This is a genomic window from Nocardia sp. NPDC051463 (assembly GCF_040681975.1).
Lineage (GTDB): Bacteria > Actinomycetota > Actinomycetes > Mycobacteriales > Mycobacteriaceae > Nocardia.
The window spans coordinates 1-15,371 of record NZ_JBFBAB010000018.1 but is presented as its reverse complement, the minus strand read 5'-3'; the positions used below and the strand labels follow the sequence as shown (position 1 = coordinate 15,371).

The window sequence follows — 15,371 nt, the reverse complement described above, 5'->3', positions numbered from 1 at the left end:
AGCGACGATGCGGGTTCGGACTGTGCTCCTGATCAACATTGTTCTGGCCGAACCGATTACGGTCACGTGGTGGTGATCGGCTCCTGGAGCTCGGTGACCCAACCGCTCGGATCCTCGGTGTATTCGAGAGTCACCTCACGGTCATAGCCCGCCGACTTGTAGCCGTTCGCGTCGATCCAGCGGCCCAGCGCCTGCCATGGCTCCAGGACATCGTCCATGCTGCCCCGGTGCACAACGGTCGCCGCTTGTGTCAGGGCGGGCAGGTCGACGACAGCGAAGTCGTGCGCGGCATCGGGCTCGATATCGACCGGCACCGCGGCGTGCACGAGCACCGAGCCGTCGCCCGTCGTGTTCTCCTCGTAGTACGCGATCGCGGGACCCACGATCGCCACCCCGGCCCGCGCCAGGCGTTCGCACACTTCCTCGAACAGCGGTCCTACCACGGGTCCGATCGACTGTGGTTCGAAATCGCCTGCTACGCCGGTTAATTCGGCAACTCGTACTGCGGGAATAGACTTGATCACCACATCATTGGCAGGCATGGCGCCCTCTTTCTCGATGATACGGAGCCTCGTTTCGACCTGGACGAGCCGGGCGCGATCGTCGCTGATCCGCTGCTCCAGTTCCGCCCGGCGCAGCGTCAGCATGCCGCGCAGCGCGGCGCTGTCGACCCGGTCGTCGAGGATCCGGCCTACCTGTTCGAGCGTGAAGCCGAGATCCTTCAGTGCGACAATCCGATTGAGCCGAGCCAACTGTCCGGCCTCGTAGTAGCGATAGCCGCTCACCGCATCGACCCGATCCGGGCGCAGCAGCCCGGTCGCGTCGTAGTGCCGCAGCATGCGGACCGATACCCGTCCGTGTCTGGCGAAGTCTCCGATACTGAACATGACGACTCCTGGTCTATCGCCTGACACGGTGTCAGAGTCAAGGGCGCTGTCGGAACCACCCCGTGTTCGTCAGAAACGGCCTCCGCGGCTGGTCCGGCGCGACCCGGAGGAGCCGCCGTAGGAGCCCGGCCGATAGCCGCCCGATCCGGACCCGCCACCGCTCGCCGCACCACGCAATAGGCCATCGATGAGGATGCCGCCCAGCACCGCTCCCGCCTGCGCGGTGCCGGACGGTCCCTGCCTGCTCTCCCATGCCCGCACACTGGCCTGGGCCTCTTGCAGCGCGCGCCCGGCCATGTCGGCGGCGGCCTGCGCGAACGCGAGCGCCTGCACCGGATCGGTGGCATCGAGCTGCCGGGCCGCATCGAGATTGCGTTGGGCCTCCGAGAGCCGGGTGCGCGCGTCGGCGTCGATGCCGCCGCGGCGGGTGGTGATGTAGTCGGTCGCGGCATCGACCCGGGAGCGCGCGTCGGCCAGCGCTCGCTCCAGCCTGCGTCGCAGGTCCTCGGCGGCCAGTTTGCGATCCGTCGCTGCCGCGTTGGCGCGGTCCAGTACAGCGTCGGCCGCTACCGCGTCGTGGAAGGCGTCGAGCGGATCGTTCGTCGCGTTGGCCGTTGCCTTCGCCAATGCCGCCTCCGCCGTGGTGATGGCGGCGGCGATTTCCGGACCACCGTAGGACGCAAGCGTTTTCGCGGTGGCGATGTCGGAGCGCAACTCCGCCAGCGCGGCAGCCAGCCCGTCGGTCGCCTGCTGGATGTTCGTGGCGGCATTGTCGACGGCATCGAGCAGGGTGCGGGCCTGGCCGACCGCAGCCTCCGCGGCGCGGATCGAGGCGACCGCACCGCCCTGCTTGCCGACGGGCTCGGCCAGTGCGGCGCGCCCGTTGTCGATGTTGTATTCCGCGAAAGTGATTCGCGCACGCGCCATGGTCACGTTGTCGCGGATCGATACGAGCACGCCGGCCGGGTAGGCGGTGGTGAGCCGGGTGAGCTCGGTTTCCGAAGCCGGTGTGCGTCCGGTGAGGTCGACCAAATCCCTGGTCAGCGCGTCCAGCCGGTCGGCGGCGTTGATGAGCAGGTCGCGCATCGCGTCGAACTCGGTGACCTGGGCGTCGAGCTCCCGGTCGGCGTGGCCGACCGTGCCGATCAGATCGACGAGCATGGTTCGCTGTTGGTCGGGGGTTTCGGGGATGTCGTCATCGAGCTGCTGGCGGATCGAAAATGCCTTGGAGGCAGCCGTTTTCGCATGGGCAAGCGCCGTGCTGAACGGGGTGACCGCGGTGGCCCCGAACTCGCCGGTCGCAAGCTCCAGCTCTTCACCGCTGGTCCGGATCGCATTGTCGATCTCGACAAGCACCTCCCGCGACCGCACCTGCAGCACCGCCAGCGACAGCGCCCCGAGCGCCACGCTGTTGTCCGGATCCAACTGCCGCGCGGCCCGTAGTTCGGCGGCGCGCCGGTCCCTACGCCGTTTGCGCGAATACAGCACCAGTCCGCCGACGACAAGCGCGATCACCAGCGCGACGATCAGCAACGCGCGGACGCTGACACCGCCGTCGCCGCGCATGGCCGAATCCAGGCCGTTGGCGGTCGCGATCCCGGCCTCTGCCCACCTGCTCTCCCGCAGCGCGGGCTCGACGCCTGTGGTGAGCAGGCTGTCGAGCTCGGAATCGCTGACACCGCTCGGCAAGTCGCCGAAAAACCAGTAGTCCCGGGTCTGGGTGGCCACAGCCAGCAACAGGTCACGCTTGCCGAAACCGGACTGCGTCGCCGTGCGCGCGGCCCATGTCTCGGGACCGAGACCATCGAAATCCTGCACGTAGACGATCCACAGTCGAACCTGCTTGTTCGCATACAACTGGTCGACGGCCGAGCGCACATCGTCGAACCGTGCGCGGTCGAGCACCTGCGCCGAGTCGACCACATAGGTGCCCAACCGGGTCGGCGGCTCGGCCGCCGTGGTCGCAGCGCCGATCAGCGCGATACCCGCGAGCAGCATGGTGATCGTCGCCAGGACAGACCAGCGGGCTGGACGATGCGGCAGCAGCATGGCACGAATGTATCGCGAGCACCCACCTATGGCGGACACCCTCGATACGATCGAGGGGTGATGACGATCGATCTCCCGTACACCGGCCATGTGTCCCCGGGATCGAATCCGCAGCAACGCGATATTCCCGGTGGCCGAATCGTCAAAATGTCCGTGGGCGGCATGGACAACAACTGCTACCTCGTGCAGTGCACCGCCACCGGGGCCGCACTGCTGATCGACGCCGCCAACGAACCCGAACGCCTCGAGGCGCTGATCACGCAGGAAGCGCCCGGTCGGATAGGTCTGATCGTCACCACCCACCTGCACCGCGACCACTGGTGGGCGTTGAAGGACATCGCGGCCGCCACCGGCGCGCCCACCGCCGCCCACCGTCTCGACGCCGATGCCCTGCCGATCCACCCCGATCGCTTGCTCGACGACGGCGACCTCATCGATATCGGCGACCTGACCGTCGAAGCGATCCACCTGCGCGGCCACACCCCAGGTTCGGTTGCGCTCGCGCTCATCGACGACAACGGGGGCACACACCTGTTCACCGGCGATTCCCTCTTTCCGGGTGGAGTGGGAAAGACGGCAGGCCCGAAAGAATTCGCGTCGCTGTACGCGGATGTCACCCAGAAGATCTTCGACCGGTACCCGGACGACGCGATCGTCTATCCGGGTCACGGCGACGACACCACCCTCGGTACCGAACGGCCGCAGCTCGGGGAGTGGCGGAGCCGGGGATGGTGATCGACTTAGACGACCGAGGGCGATTAGTGCAGTGGTCAGCTGATCGGATGCCACGGCCACCGGCCCATTGACTGCTGGGCGTGTTCGCGGTCCTGCTCCCCGGCGTGGCGGTGCTGATGGAATGGCGATGAAAGTCCCCGACCAGAGGGGATGCCCAGCGCGGTTCGTGGGCACTGATGGAACTGCGCGGGAGAATCGATAACTCACGATGGCGGCGAGCTGACCTCCGCCCACTCGGTCGGCGAGTAGGCCTGGACCGCCACAGCGCAAACATCTCCATCGGAGATGTACTCCGCCAGCGCTGTCTGCACCGCGAGCTGGCGTTGCACCCGGTTCATGTCGGCGAACACCTCGCCGACCGCGAGCACAACGAACTGGTCGGGAGTGCCAGAGACCTGCACTTCCTGGAGCGACAACCGGGTTCGTAGCTTTGCTTCGAACTCACCGAGGCACAGACCATGGTCGGGCCACTGCGATTCGCTGATGCTCACCGTCTACTCGCCTTTCGGGCCGTTGCCATCACACCCGTCGTGGGGACCGTCCGACAGCAACTCCCAGTTCGATTCACGCTACCGCCGGAGAGGTTTCCGGCAGCCGAGTATAGGTAGGCTCGCGGTATCGCCGATCGACTGCTCGCCGGACAGACCCTCACCGATCATGGACAATGCCCGAGCATGTCCTAGGTGTTGCCCCGGTTGGTCGGGCTGAATGATGATCTCGTCGATGGGAGGCAGCGCGTTCGCTTCGGAGACACTCACATTGCCGGGATCCAGATTCGATAAGAGCGGAACCCCGCTGTGACCTTCGGCGGTGGATGGCCGGAAATCTTCGACGCTATCTGGCCGTTCTATGTTCGGTAGCGGGCGAGCGTGCGGCGGTTGATGTCGAACAGCCGCGCGACGCCAGATCGAACGCATCCTCGACATCAACAGCGCGGGTTGGTAGCCGCCCTTTCTACGGGCGCGGCTGACCTACCCGCGGTGGGTTGAGGCTTTCGAACATCCGCTCGGTGCTTTCGGCGCCGTAGCCGTCGGCGACCTGGCGGTCGACGAGATTCTTGAGCGGGCCGACGATGTCGAGGTCGACGCCCGCGTCACGGCTGGCCGCCACGATCGCGTCCATCGCGGCCTTGGTGAAGTCGAGGGATTGGAACACCGTGGTGTAGTCACCGGTGTCGATCTGGGCCCCGGCTCGGGGCAGCGACGCGGTCATCGCACTCAACCACCCCGCGGACCGCTGCCCGAAGTCCGCCGCGGAGATTCCTACCGTCCGCACCATCGCCGCGCCGTGATAGAAGCCCGCGAACATGGCGTACATCCCGGCCAACAGCGCGAAATCGACCACCGACGCGCTGCCCGCGTCGGCGCCGAAGTATTCGGCGGAGCCGAACAGCTCCCACACCTCGCGATGTTCGTCGAAGATTCGCTGCGATCCGCTGTAGAGGATCGAGGACCCCGGCTGTCCGATCATCGGGGGCGTGGCGATGATGCCACCGTCCAGGTAGTCGATGTGGTGCCGCTGCGCCCATTCGGCGAGCTCGCGCGCACCCTGCGGTTCGGTGCTCGTCAGGTTCACCAGCGACCGCCCGACCAGCTGATCGGCCAGCGGGTCCAGCACGTCGTGCACGGATTGATGGTCGAACAGGCAGGTGACGACGAGCTCGCCGGCCGCGACCGCCTCGGCGACGGTCGTCGCGCTCTTCGCCCCTGCGGCAACGAGTTCGGTGTCTTTGCCCAGGCTGCGATTCCATACCGTCGTCTGGTGCCCGCCGCGGACGAGGGCCATGGCCAGCGCCTGGCCCATCGCGCCGAGTCCGAGCACCGTCACCGTTGTGCGCGGAGATTCCGCCATTCTGTCCACTCCTCAGTGTTGTCGAATCGCTCTGTCGTCCGTGGAGTCGGTTCGGTTGAGCGGAAGAACTTCGGTGTGGCGCGCCGGAAACAATTCTCGGCACATACGGTGGCACCGGCAAGTACCTACTATTTTGTCTGGTACTTACCCATGGGTAAGTATTGGCCGCAGTGGTGTGATCGCGCCGTAGATATCCAGTGGTCACCCGAGGCGCATCGACACCCCAGGTGACCTGGCAAACTTGGTGGGGTGACCATGGCTCCCCAGCGCACCGCGACGGAACCCGGCATGCAGCGTGGCTGCGGCGCCGGGGTACTGCGGTGGGCGCGACGGCTCGTTGTCGGCGCACTGCTCATGGGTTCGGTACTGGTGGGCGGGACTGCCTTCCGGGTCTGGCAGGTCGCGCGCATCGACGATTACACGAAGGCCGACGCGATCGTGGTGCTCGGGGCCGCGCAGTACTCCGGAACACCGTCGTCGGTGTTCGAAGCGCGGCTGGACCAGGCCTACAAACTGTTCAAAGCTGGTGTCGCGCCCCGAGTGGTCACCGTCGGCGGCAAACAGGACGGTGACCTGTACACCGAGGCCGCCTCGGGCAAGAACTATCTGGAGGCCAGGGGGATACCGGCCGACAAGATCCTCGCGGTGGAGACCGGATCGGATACCTTGCGCAGTATCGAAGCGGTCGCGACCGAAATGCGAGCCCGTGACCTGTCCGCCGCGGTGCTGGTCAGCGATCCGTGGCATTCGCTGCGCACCCGAACCATGGCGCGCGACGCCGGGCTGGAGGCATGGACCGCCCCGACCCGCACCGGCCCTGCGGTGTACACCAGGGAATCGCAAGCCCACGGCATCCTGCGCGAGACCGGCGCCTTGCTCTGGTACCAGCTCACCCATTTCTCGGCGGACTTCAAATACACAGCAGGGCAGTGAAATTCGATGACCGACGGCTACACCGAGCACGACAGGGAGCGCCTGGTCGTCGAGGGAACCAAGACGGCCGGACTCGGTCCGCCGCGCGGCGAATTCGAAACCGGGCACCGCACCGAATTCGCGCGTGATCGCGCCAGGGTGCTGCATTCGGCAGCACTGCGAAGACTCGCCGACAAAACCCAGGTCATGGGGCCACGCGACAGCGACACCCCACGCACCCGGCTGACCCACTCCATCGAGGTCGCCCAGATCGGCCGCAGTATCGCCGACGGCCTCGGCTGTGACCCCGATCTCGTCGACCTGGCCGGCCTCGCGCACGACATCGGTCACCCGCCCTACGGTCACAACGGCGAGAAGGCGCTCGACACCTTCGCCGACGCCTACGGCGGATTCGAGGGCAACGCCCAGAACCTACGCATCCTCACCCGCCTGGAACCCAAGGTGCTCGATGCCGACGGCGTCAGCGCGGGCCTCAACCTGACCCGTGCCGCCCTCGACGCGGCCCTCAAATATCCATGGGAGAGACCGGGCCCCGGTACCAAGTTCGGTGCCTACGACATCGACGCCGACCGCCTCGAATGGGTCCGCAAAGGTGCGCCCGATCGCACCAAGAGTCTCGAATGCCAGATCATGGACTGGTCCGACGACGTCGCCTACTCGGTGCACGACGTCGAAGACGGCGTCATCGCAGGCCGGATCGAACTGCGCGCCCTCGCCGACCCGACCGAGCAGGCAGCGCTTGCCCGCCTCGGCCACGCCCAGCACCCCGCGTCGTCGGTGGAGGAACTCGTCGCCGCCGCCCAACGGCTTTCGGAGCTGCCGGTCGTCGCCGCCGTCACCGACTACGACGGCACCCTCACCAGTTCGGTGGCCCTGAAGCGTTTGACCAGCGAGCTGGTCGGTCGCTTCGCCACCGCGGCCATTATCGCGACCCGCGAGGTCGCAGGCCAGGGCCCGCTGTCCCGCTACGCCGCCGACCTGGAAATCCCGCGCATCGTCGCCGCCGAAGTGGCGATGCTCAAAACCATCGCCCTGCGCTACGTCATGTCCGATCCCGACCACAAACAACGCCAAGCGGCCCAACGCGACCTCATCCTCGACGTCGCCACCCGTCTCTTGGCCGCCGCCCCCACCCACCTCGACCCGCTCCTGCTGCCCTGGTGGGAAGCCGCTTCCGATGACACCGCCCGAGTCCGCGTCATCGTCGACCAGATCGCCTCCTATACCGAGAGCAGGCTGGAGCGGGTCGCGGTGATGTTGTCGGCCTCCGGCAGATCACACTGACCCCGATTTGACACCACGTGCCGCAGGGCAGCGTGGGTCTGCGCCGCGCCGAGGGGTCTCGGCTTCGCCGACCGAAAGTGGCATGACCAGCCGTTGGGCGCGTCGCGGGCGGTCTGGCCTAGACTCTCTCCGTGGCCGGACGACTTCCAGATCGCGATATCGCGGCGATACGTGAACGCGTTCGGATCGAGGATGTCGTGGGGGAGTACGTCGCCCTGAAGCGAGCGGGCGCGGATTCCGCGAAGGGGTTGTGCCCGTTCCACGACGAGAAGTCACCGTCGTTCCATGTGCGGCCCAATCATGGGCTCTTCCACTGCTTCGGCTGCGGTGAGGGCGGCGACGTCTTCGCATTCCTGCAGAAGATCGAGCACATCGGGTTCGTCGAAGCCGTCGAGCAGATGGCTGACCGGATCGGCTACCAGATCAACTACGAGGGTGGCGGCACCTCGGTGCAGCGTGATCGCGGCACCCGCTCCCGTTTGGTCGCCGCCAACGCGGCCGCGCACGAGTTCTACATGGCCAAGCTACGCGAGCCCGAGGCCGAGACGGCTCGCAAATACCTCACCGACCGCAACTTCGACGCCAATGCCGCGCAGCAGTTCGGCTGCGGCTACGCGCCCGCAGGCTGGGACGTGCTCACCAAGCATCTGCTCCGCAAGGGCTTCGACTTCAAGGAGCTCGAAGCCGCCGGCCTGTCGCGCCAGGGTCAGCGCGGCCCGATCGACCGCTTCCATCGGCGGTTGCTGTGGCCGATCCGCAATCTCGGCGGCGACGTCATCGGGTTCGGCGCACGCAAACTCTTCGACGACGACACCATGCCCGGCAAATACATCAACACGCCGGAAACGTTGCTGTACAAGAAGTCTCAGGTGCTCTTCGGTCTCGACCTGGCCAAGCGTGAGATCGCCAAGGGTCACCAGGCCGTCGTGGTCGAGGGCTACACCGACGTGATGGCCATGCACCTGGCCGGTGTGAAGACCGCCGTCGCCTCCTGCGGCACCGCCTTCGGTGACGAGCACCTCGCGCTGCTGCGCCGCCTGCTGATGGACGACAACTTCTGGCGCGGCGAGATCATCTACACCTTCGACGGCGACGCGGCGGGCCAGGCGGCGGCGCTGAAAGCCTTTGCGGGCGACCAGAAACTGGCCGGACAGACCTACATCGCCATCGCACCCGACGGACAGGATCCGTGCGAGCTGCGGCAGCACTCCGGCGACGGCGCCGTCCGCGACCTGGTGGCCCGGCGAACCCCGCTGTACGAGTTCGTGGTGCGCGGCCTGCTCGCCGAGCACAATCTCGACACCGCCGAGGGGCAGGTGGAAGCATTGCGGCGCGCGGTGCCGGTGGTCGCGCAGATCAAGGACAACGCACTGCGCAAGGCGTATGCGACGAAGCTGGCGGGTTGGGTCGGCTGGGACGATATCCAGACCGTCGTGCGCCGGGTGGGCGAGGAAGCCAAGCGGAACCGAAATGGCGGGGGCCCCACCGGGATACCGAGTCGCGCTGCCGCCAAACCATCGAGCGCGACAGGCTCCGAGCCTCCTGCCGCGCGCCCGAACCCGAACGATCCGACTTTGCTGCCGCAGCGTCAGACGCTCGGCGCGGCCCTGCAGTATCCGGCGATGGCCGGTGCCGTCTTCGACTCGCTGGAACCGGAAGCCTTCACCCACCCCGCCTACGTGGCGGTGCGCGCGCTGATCGCCAAGGCAGGCGGCACGGCGGCCGGGCTGGGCGGGGCGGAATGGGTGAACGCGGTCTGTGACGGCACCGACGACCTGACCATGCGAGCCCTGGTGTCCGAGCTGTCGGGTGAACCGCTGCCGGTGAAGACCGCCAACGGCATTCCCCGATTCATCGCGGGTGTGCTGGCGCGCACCCAGGAGGCGTGGGTCGGTCGCCAGACCGCCGAGCTGAAATCGAAACTGCAGCGGGTGTCCTCGACCGAGGAACCAGAGGCGTACATGGCGCTGTTCGGTGACTTGGTCGCGCTGGAGCAGTACCGCAAGAGCCTGCTGGAGCAGGCCATGGGCAACCACGACGACTTCGTGCCGAGCTGAGCGGTAGCCGACCGCGTCCTTGCCCCGGTCGGCCCGCCCGTTTACACGTTGCCCGACTTGCTCAGCGCCGCAGCTGATCTTGCGGAACCAGAATGGTGGTCCGCTCATCGAGCGGCTCCATCGGCTCCAATTGCGGCCGAGTGCTCAACTTGTCCGACAGCTTCTGCCTGCCGACGAGCACGAGCTTGCGAGTCACCGGGCTTTCGGTCACAGCGCGGGTCGCCGCACTGATCTGCTCGTAGCGAACCCGCCCGGCCTTGGTGCCGAGCACATAGCCGGCCGCGACGCCGATGATCAACCGCAGCATCTCCTGGAGCTCCTCCCAATAGCCTGTCCGCGCCCACCTATCCTGCCCGACGCCCCATCCGCCTGTCGATCCGGATAGCCCCCAACCCACGACCCTCCCGGGCATGCTGAACTGGACGCATGTCCGCAGGTAGTGACACGATTTGGGAAGCCGCGCGGCAATGCGCTAAAGTTTCTCCTCGGCGCGCCGGACACGGCGGGCCGAGGATAGTCCCCTATAGCTCAATTGGCAGAGCAGCCGACTGTTAATCGGCAGGTTTCTGGTTCGAGTCCAGATGGGGGAGCGTAAAAGGGTCCCTGACCAGGTATTTCTGGTCAGGGACCCTTGTCGTGTATCGCCCACGGTACTCCCCACCAAGAAAACGCCAAGAATTTGGTATCGGGGTGTTTTGCTGGCGGGCCGGCCTGAACGCCGCTCCGGTAGTTCGAGTGCGGCGATGTGGTGTGGTCAGTGCCTGATCTGCCTGGTGCCTCAATCTCGCACGTGGTCTGTCTGCGAGTCCTGGTAGTCCCCGAGCGAACCACGCACCTGCATCGGGGCGAGGTTCACCTCGCCGACCATATAATTCGCCAGCGATGCAGTCCAGGACAATTGCTGGCTGGCGAGGTCCTCATACGAGATGAGCCCTGCCCGTTGATCTTCCACAGCCCCATCCTGGTTGGTTCGGCAGCGCGACATGCGGCACTACAGTGCGTTCGCCAGACACGCCCATGCAGACGAACGCGATCGGCAGCAGCTTCAGATTTCCCTTCTACCAACTGATCTCAGGCTCGCCGCTTTACGTCGTAGCTTGCCGATGACCGATGCCGGAATTTGCCAGCGGAGCCAATAGGCTCGTAACAGAAGGCTCTGCGCTCCCCGGCGCTGTGGTAGCCGTCGGTTCTCGGGACAGCACACGGACACGATGACGGCAGTTCGTCTGCGCGAAATTCGTGCACACGAGGGCAGCCAGGCGCGAGCGTGGGAAGAGCTCGTGTATCAACTACGGCCGCTGGTCGGCCCAGGGCTTGTCGAGACTCGTAAGACACGTGCAACCGATGGTGGTGTCGAGTGCTAGGGCCCATGTGCATCTGTATAGATCGTCACCGATCGTTGACATCACCGGAAGAAGGTGCGTGTCCGGTATGCCCGCTGAACTGCGCAAACGTGTTGAAGTCTGGTGCCCCCGGCAGGGCATAAACATGGGCAACCGGGAAACTGCTGGTCATCGTGGGTATCTACCGCGCCACCGGCACCACCGCCACCGGCAGCATTACCGGTCACGCCCCGATGATCAACCCGCCACCCCGGACAGCGGTAACCGCATCAACCTTCTCGGACGCGGCACTAGCCGTGCACGAGCGTGACCACGCACCTCTTTTCCGCGGTCACTGTCAGTTGCGCGGCGGGTGCGGTGAGAGGGCTCCGGTCATTGATCAGCGCCCGACACGTCCTTATGCGCCACCGTTAATCATTACCAGCGCCCAGGCGGCAGGTACTCGATCACCGATTCAGTGCCCACGCTGCGGCCGTGCGCCGTAGGTGCCGGGATTCCCGCCTCAACGCTACCCCTGACCAGGCACTAGGCCATACCCGGTGTTTGTTCGGCGACTACTACCGGAACCCCAAACATCGTGTAATCGGCAGAGGCGGATGCGCGAGACCGGGGTTCGCGACGGTGTACTCATCGAGGTAATTGTGAACTCCGACGGCACTGTCCGCACCGGCTACCCGGTCAGCGGGCCAGGCGTGTATAGGAACGACGAGAACGGCAACCCGATCAATTAGGACGGCAAGGAAATATGGAATCCACCGATCAACCGCGCAGGACACGCCAAAGGCGCGGTCGGACACAGGAACAGATCGACCGCCTGAACAAACTGAGCGCGGATTCCCGTGGGCTGCTAGAACAGCTTTCGGACCGGCTGCCGCCGGAGGCGGTTGCCCAGTACCGGACCTTCAGCGATGTTGGCGAGTGGGGTGAATTGGTCGACGGTCTGTGTGCCAGCCTCGTGAAGCGGCGGATCCCCGTCACCCCCGCTGAGCGTGACAGCTTGGCCGAACTGATGGCGATGTTCACGAACCGTGACGACTACGCGTATCTCTGCGACCCCGCGCGCGTCCTGACGCAGCTTGTTGTTGTGACCGCCTGATTCGTTGGTGGACAAGGGTTGGCGCGCCGTGGCAGGATGTGCCCGAGCGGTATGGGCCGTGGCAGTCGGTGTTCGGGTTGTGCCGATCCGCGCAGCGCGGTGGGGTTTGTGACTGGAGCCCTTTGAGCAGGTCCAACCCGGGAATAGAGTCCGGGGTGTTCGATCCGTTTCAGTTGATGTCGCAGGCCAGCCGGTGGCGGATGTGGCCGCAGCGGGCAGCGTACTCGGCCGGGGTCAGATAACCCAACGCCGATGCCGGTGCCTCCGGTTGTGGTCGGTTTTGAAATCACCGATCACGACGCGGGCTTCGAGCAGGCTGTTCCAGTGGTTGCGGTTCGAGCACTCATGACGCAGCCCCCGGTTGAACGACTCGATATAGCCGTTGTTCCACGGTGTTTCGGGAGGGATGTCGAGGATCCCGACCCGGTCAGCGCAGAACTGTTGCAGCGCACGGGAAATCATCTCCGGTCCGTTGTCCGTCCGCAGCACCTTCGGTGGCCCGCCGGTGGTGGCGAACACCCGCTCCAGTTCGGCGACCAGGCGCTGCGCGGTGATCGAGCGTTCGGTCAGGTGCAGCAAGGATTCGCGGGTGTGTTCGTCGACCATCGATGCGATCTTCACCGCGCGTCCCTCGACAGTGGACTCGAACTGGAAATCCAATGCCCACACCACTTTTGGTGCGTCCGCGCCGATCAGCGGCACCGACGATTGCCCGGCCCGCTTCCGTGGCGAGTGGGCGCGGACCTGTAACCCTTCTTCGCGCCAGAGCCGATGGACCCGTTTTCTTGTTCACGTCGCTGCCCTCGTCGAACCGCAACGCCGACCACGCCCGCCGGAATCCGTGACACGGGTGCTTGGTGGCATAGGAACGCAGCCAGGCCCGCAAACCAGCATCCGGATCGTGTGGGGTCTGCGCAGCCGGCAGCCGCCGATAAGTGGATCTATTGAGCCCAACTACCTTGCAGGCGAACCGTTCCGACATGCACTTCACCTGCTGGAGCATGTCGACGGCCCGTCGCTTGGCCGCTGGGCTCAGAATTTTCCCCGAGCGATTTCCCGCAGCGCGTCTTTCTCCAACTCCGCACGTGTACGCCGCACACGGGGTGTCAGTAGGCGGCTGCCTTCTGGTGTAGGCCGTTCACGGCCTTGAACACGCTCTACGCTGGGAGTCCATCTACGGCCGAAGGGAGCGTTTGGGATGGAATACGACATCTCGCGACTTTCGCAGGCAGACGCTGAATGGGGTGAGTTCGTGGTCGCCGTGCCCCCCGATAACGGCTTCAATGAGGCGACCCATCAGCGGAGTACAGCGCCGACCGTCAGGAGTGAGATGCATCCGTAATCATCGATGTGACGTCCGCCTTGCACCGCGCCCCTTCGTATCTCCGTGACTGAGAACAACCGCCAACGTCGCAGCGAAAGTACCGTAGATGCATGCGCACTGCGCCGCGAACCACACTGTCCGGAATGTTTGAGGCGCGCCTAAGTTCGAGGCTGCCTGCGATTATGAGCAAGTCGGAGTGGGTGAGTGGGTGTCACCAGATATCGCTCCCAAACCGTTGTCCGATGGCCTCCGGTCGGGATCTGACAATTGACCGATTCCAGCCGTGCCGATATCGGACTCCGCCGTGCCAAGGCCCACCTGGGGGTCGCATAGGAACGGGCGGGCAAAGCCGATGCTGACAAGCCGAAATTCCAGCGCTGTGTGAAGATCGAGACCTTGTCCACCCGCTTGACGCTATTGCCGGACCGCGGCGTTGTCATCGACATTCATGTCAATAAGGAACTGAGGATTCAATGGTGCAACCACCCGCCGCGACCCCGCCGCTCTCCGCGGGCCCGCCGCCATCCCAGCGTGTTACGCCATCCAAATGGTGGTATGCGGTGGGTTTCACACTCTTCGGCATCGGCCTCATCGGTGCCGCCGCCTTCCTGTTGACGAACTACCTGCAGGTGGGTGGCGACGTCGACAACCTTCAACGGTTCGACATTCCTGGCTCCGGCACCATGTCTCTAGCAGAATCCCACGAGTACACCGTCTACCTGGAGTATCCGGGTGCGGCGACCTCCGTACATACGCCGAAGGTATCGGTGACAATCACCGGCCAGGACGGTACCGTGCCGCTGCATCGCACCGCCGGGACAACTTACGACGTTCGCAGGCACAACGGTGCGAGCGAGTACACGTTCCAGGTGCCGCGCTCCGGCACCTACGTGGTGACCACGCAGGGTGATTCCGGGGCGGGGATCGCTATCGGACGCGGAATACTCGGTTCGGTCACGGTAATGATCCTCGGTACGTTGGGTATCGGCGCCGCCGGGACGATTCTCGGCGGCGCGGCTTTTCTTGTCGTGCTGTTCAAACGGATTGCGAGCAAGAAACGGCCGCTTGAGCTGTGACCCAGGGTAACTCGCCGCCGCTCCGTCGGCCCGGCCGTCATGGCGAACACCTCGCCGCAAACTAACCGTTGAGCACGTAGTGGGGTCATCTCCCGTGGATGTCCAGATCGGCGCTCGCCACGCCGCCCGGCACGCACGGCCACGTGCGCTACGACCACCCCGCACCAGGCTAAACTCGGCGTCCGAGTTACGTTCTCACCGCATACGCAACCTTCTGGTGCATGACAACTCGGCACGCGCTCGTGGCGGTGGGCGTGCACTCCGGGTACTTGTCACTCAGCGCGTGCGCAACCATACTCAGCCTGATGCCGATTGATGAAGACGGATGGCCGAAGCGGTCTGTAGTCGAAAGCGTTTGGCGGCGAGTGCTCGCGGGTGAACTGACACGCGATGCAGCCCACGACTGGGCGAAGCCATGGGTAGAAGGCGCTGATGTCGGCGAGCCAACGGATGCCATGGCGGCGCTCGGCCTTGACTATCTATACGGGTTGGACATGACTGCGAGTCCAGTTTCCCCGAATCTCGTGCGCCACGGCGGTGCCGAACCGACCGTCTTGTCCGAGTTCGAAGTCGCTGCACGATTGGACCATTGGCCGGCCAGGTGCAGAGAGCACGACAACCAACTGGGACTGCCGCACGAGGGGGACTGCCCCCGGTTCGGTTGACTCCTGACCTGTGAGGATTTCCTTGCAGTGGAAGGATCATCGATATGCCCAAGGCCTATCCCGAGGAGTTC

Annotated in this window: 14 protein-coding genes and 1 tRNA gene; 8 read left to right on the top strand and 7 right to left on the bottom strand. The window is 65.4% G+C overall.

Translation table 11 applies throughout. The annotated features are described in order from the left end of the window. Positions 1-62 precede the first annotated feature (62 nt). A complete protein-coding gene (locus AB0M74_RS22395; RefSeq protein WP_366528214.1) occupies positions 63-887 on the bottom strand; it encodes a MerR family transcriptional regulator in 825 nt (274 codons plus the stop codon). A 69-nt stretch (positions 888-956) separates the two neighbouring features. Continuing rightward, complete coding sequence (locus AB0M74_RS22390; protein WP_366528213.1) at positions 957-2,936, bottom strand: TPM domain-containing protein; 1,980 nt, start codon at positions 2,934-2,936, stop codon at positions 957-959. Between the two features lie 60 nt (positions 2,937-2,996). On the opposite strand from AB0M74_RS22390, the gene AB0M74_RS22385 reads away from it, so the two are divergent. Continuing rightward, complete coding sequence (locus AB0M74_RS22385) at positions 2,997-3,671, top strand: MBL fold metallo-hydrolase (protein WP_366528212.1); 675 nt, start codon at positions 2,997-2,999, stop codon at positions 3,669-3,671. A 203-nt stretch (positions 3,672-3,874) separates the two neighbouring features. Here the strand turns inward: AB0M74_RS22385 and AB0M74_RS22380 are convergent, their stop codons facing one another. Together AB0M74_RS22380 and AB0M74_RS22375 are read right to left on the bottom strand one after the other, a co-directional pair. Continuing rightward, a complete protein-coding gene (locus AB0M74_RS22380; protein WP_366528211.1) occupies positions 3,875-4,162 on the bottom strand; it encodes a hypothetical protein in 288 nt (95 codons plus the stop codon). 463 nt (positions 4,163-4,625) lie between these two features. Then, positions 4,626-5,522: an NAD(P)-binding domain-containing protein gene (locus tag AB0M74_RS22375; protein ID WP_366528210.1), complete on the bottom strand. Its 897-nt coding sequence runs from the start codon at positions 5,520-5,522 to the stop codon at positions 4,626-4,628. A gap of 255 nt (positions 5,523-5,777) precedes the next feature. On the opposite strand from AB0M74_RS22375, the gene AB0M74_RS22370 reads away from it, so the two are divergent. The 3 genes from AB0M74_RS22370 (at position 5,778) to dnaG (ending at position 9,796) form a co-directional block, all read left to right on the top strand. Next, positions 5,778-6,455, top strand: a complete 678-nt coding sequence (locus tag AB0M74_RS22370; protein WP_366528318.1) for a YdcF family protein — start codon at positions 5,778-5,780, stop codon at positions 6,453-6,455. A gap of 6 nt (positions 6,456-6,461) precedes the next feature. Next, the gene (locus AB0M74_RS22365) at positions 6,462-7,739 is read left to right on the top strand and encodes a deoxyguanosinetriphosphate triphosphohydrolase (protein WP_366528209.1); all 1,278 of its coding nucleotides are present in this window, start codon (positions 6,462-6,464) and stop codon (positions 7,737-7,739) included. A 131-nt stretch (positions 7,740-7,870) separates the two neighbouring features. Next, positions 7,871-9,796, top strand: coding sequence for a DNA primase (gene dnaG, locus AB0M74_RS22360; RefSeq protein WP_366528208.1), 1,926 nt, complete (start codon positions 7,871-7,873; stop codon positions 9,794-9,796). 61 nt (positions 9,797-9,857) lie between these two features. On the opposite strand, the gene AB0M74_RS22355 is transcribed toward dnaG, so the two are convergent. Continuing rightward, positions 9,858-10,103 (bottom strand): hypothetical protein, encoded by a 246-nt coding sequence (locus tag AB0M74_RS22355; RefSeq protein WP_366528207.1) that lies wholly within the window; start codon positions 10,101-10,103, stop codon positions 9,858-9,860. 210 nt (positions 10,104-10,313) lie between these two features. On the opposite strand from AB0M74_RS22355, the gene AB0M74_RS22350 reads away from it, so the two are divergent. After that, positions 10,314-10,386, top strand: a tRNA-Asn gene (locus AB0M74_RS22350). Positions 10,387-10,574: 188 nt separating this feature from the next. Here the strand turns inward: AB0M74_RS22350 and AB0M74_RS22345 are convergent. After that, positions 10,575-10,748 carry a hypothetical protein gene (locus AB0M74_RS22345; RefSeq protein ID WP_366528206.1) on the bottom strand — a complete coding sequence of 58 codons (174 nt, stop codon included), beginning with the start codon at positions 10,746-10,748 and terminating at the stop codon, positions 10,575-10,577. Positions 10,749-11,735: 987 nt separating this feature from the next. On the opposite strand from AB0M74_RS22345, the gene AB0M74_RS22340 reads away from it, so the two are divergent. Both AB0M74_RS22340 and AB0M74_RS22335 read left to right on the top strand, forming a co-directional pair. Then, complete coding sequence (locus AB0M74_RS22340; protein WP_366528205.1) at positions 11,736-11,870, top strand: hypothetical protein; 135 nt, start codon at positions 11,736-11,738, stop codon at positions 11,868-11,870. Between the two features lie 14 nt (positions 11,871-11,884). After that, entirely contained in the window at positions 11,885-12,235 is a 351-nt protein-coding gene (locus AB0M74_RS22335; RefSeq protein ID WP_366528204.1) for a hypothetical protein, read from the top strand. Positions 12,236-12,469: 234 nt separating this feature from the next. Here the strand turns inward: AB0M74_RS22335 and AB0M74_RS22330 are convergent, their stop codons facing one another. Further along, on the bottom strand, positions 12,470-12,937 hold the full coding sequence (locus tag AB0M74_RS22330; protein WP_366528203.1) for a DDE-type integrase/transposase/recombinase: 468 nt from the start codon (positions 12,935-12,937) through the stop codon (positions 12,470-12,472). A gap of 1,182 nt (positions 12,938-14,119) precedes the next feature. On the opposite strand from AB0M74_RS22330, the gene AB0M74_RS22325 reads away from it, so the two are divergent. Next, complete coding sequence (locus AB0M74_RS22325; protein WP_366528202.1) at positions 14,120-14,635, top strand: hypothetical protein; 516 nt, start codon at positions 14,120-14,122, stop codon at positions 14,633-14,635. Positions 14,636-15,371 lie beyond the last annotated feature (736 nt).

Excerpts from the sequence above, each read along its gene's own strand:
- AB0M74_RS22385 (WP_366528212.1), top strand. The coding sequence starts at position 2,997 with ATGACGATCGATCTCCCGTACACCGGCCATGTGTCCCCGGGATCGAAT.
- AB0M74_RS22355 (WP_366528207.1), bottom strand. The coding sequence starts at position 10,103 with ATGCTGCGGTTGATCATCGGCGTCGCGGCCGGCTATGTGCTCGGCACC.
- AB0M74_RS22390 (WP_366528213.1), bottom strand. The coding sequence starts at position 2,936 with ATGCTGCTGCCGCATCGTCCAGCCCGCTGGTCTGTCCTGGCGACGATC.
- AB0M74_RS22335 (WP_366528204.1), top strand. The coding sequence starts at position 11,885 with ATGGAATCCACCGATCAACCGCGCAGGACACGCCAAAGGCGCGGTCGG.
- AB0M74_RS22370 (WP_366528318.1), top strand. The coding sequence starts at position 5,778 with ATGGCTCCCCAGCGCACCGCGACGGAACCCGGCATGCAGCGTGGCTGC.
- AB0M74_RS22340 (WP_366528205.1), top strand. The coding sequence starts at position 11,736 with ATGCGCGAGACCGGGGTTCGCGACGGTGTACTCATCGAGGTAATTGTG.
- AB0M74_RS22395 (WP_366528214.1), bottom strand. The coding sequence starts at position 887 with ATGTTCAGTATCGGAGACTTCGCCAGACACGGACGGGTATCGGTCCGC.
- AB0M74_RS22375 (WP_366528210.1), bottom strand. The coding sequence starts at position 5,522 with ATGGCGGAATCTCCGCGCACAACGGTGACGGTGCTCGGACTCGGCGCG.
- AB0M74_RS22365 (WP_366528209.1), top strand. The coding sequence starts at position 6,462 with ATGACCGACGGCTACACCGAGCACGACAGGGAGCGCCTGGTCGTCGAG.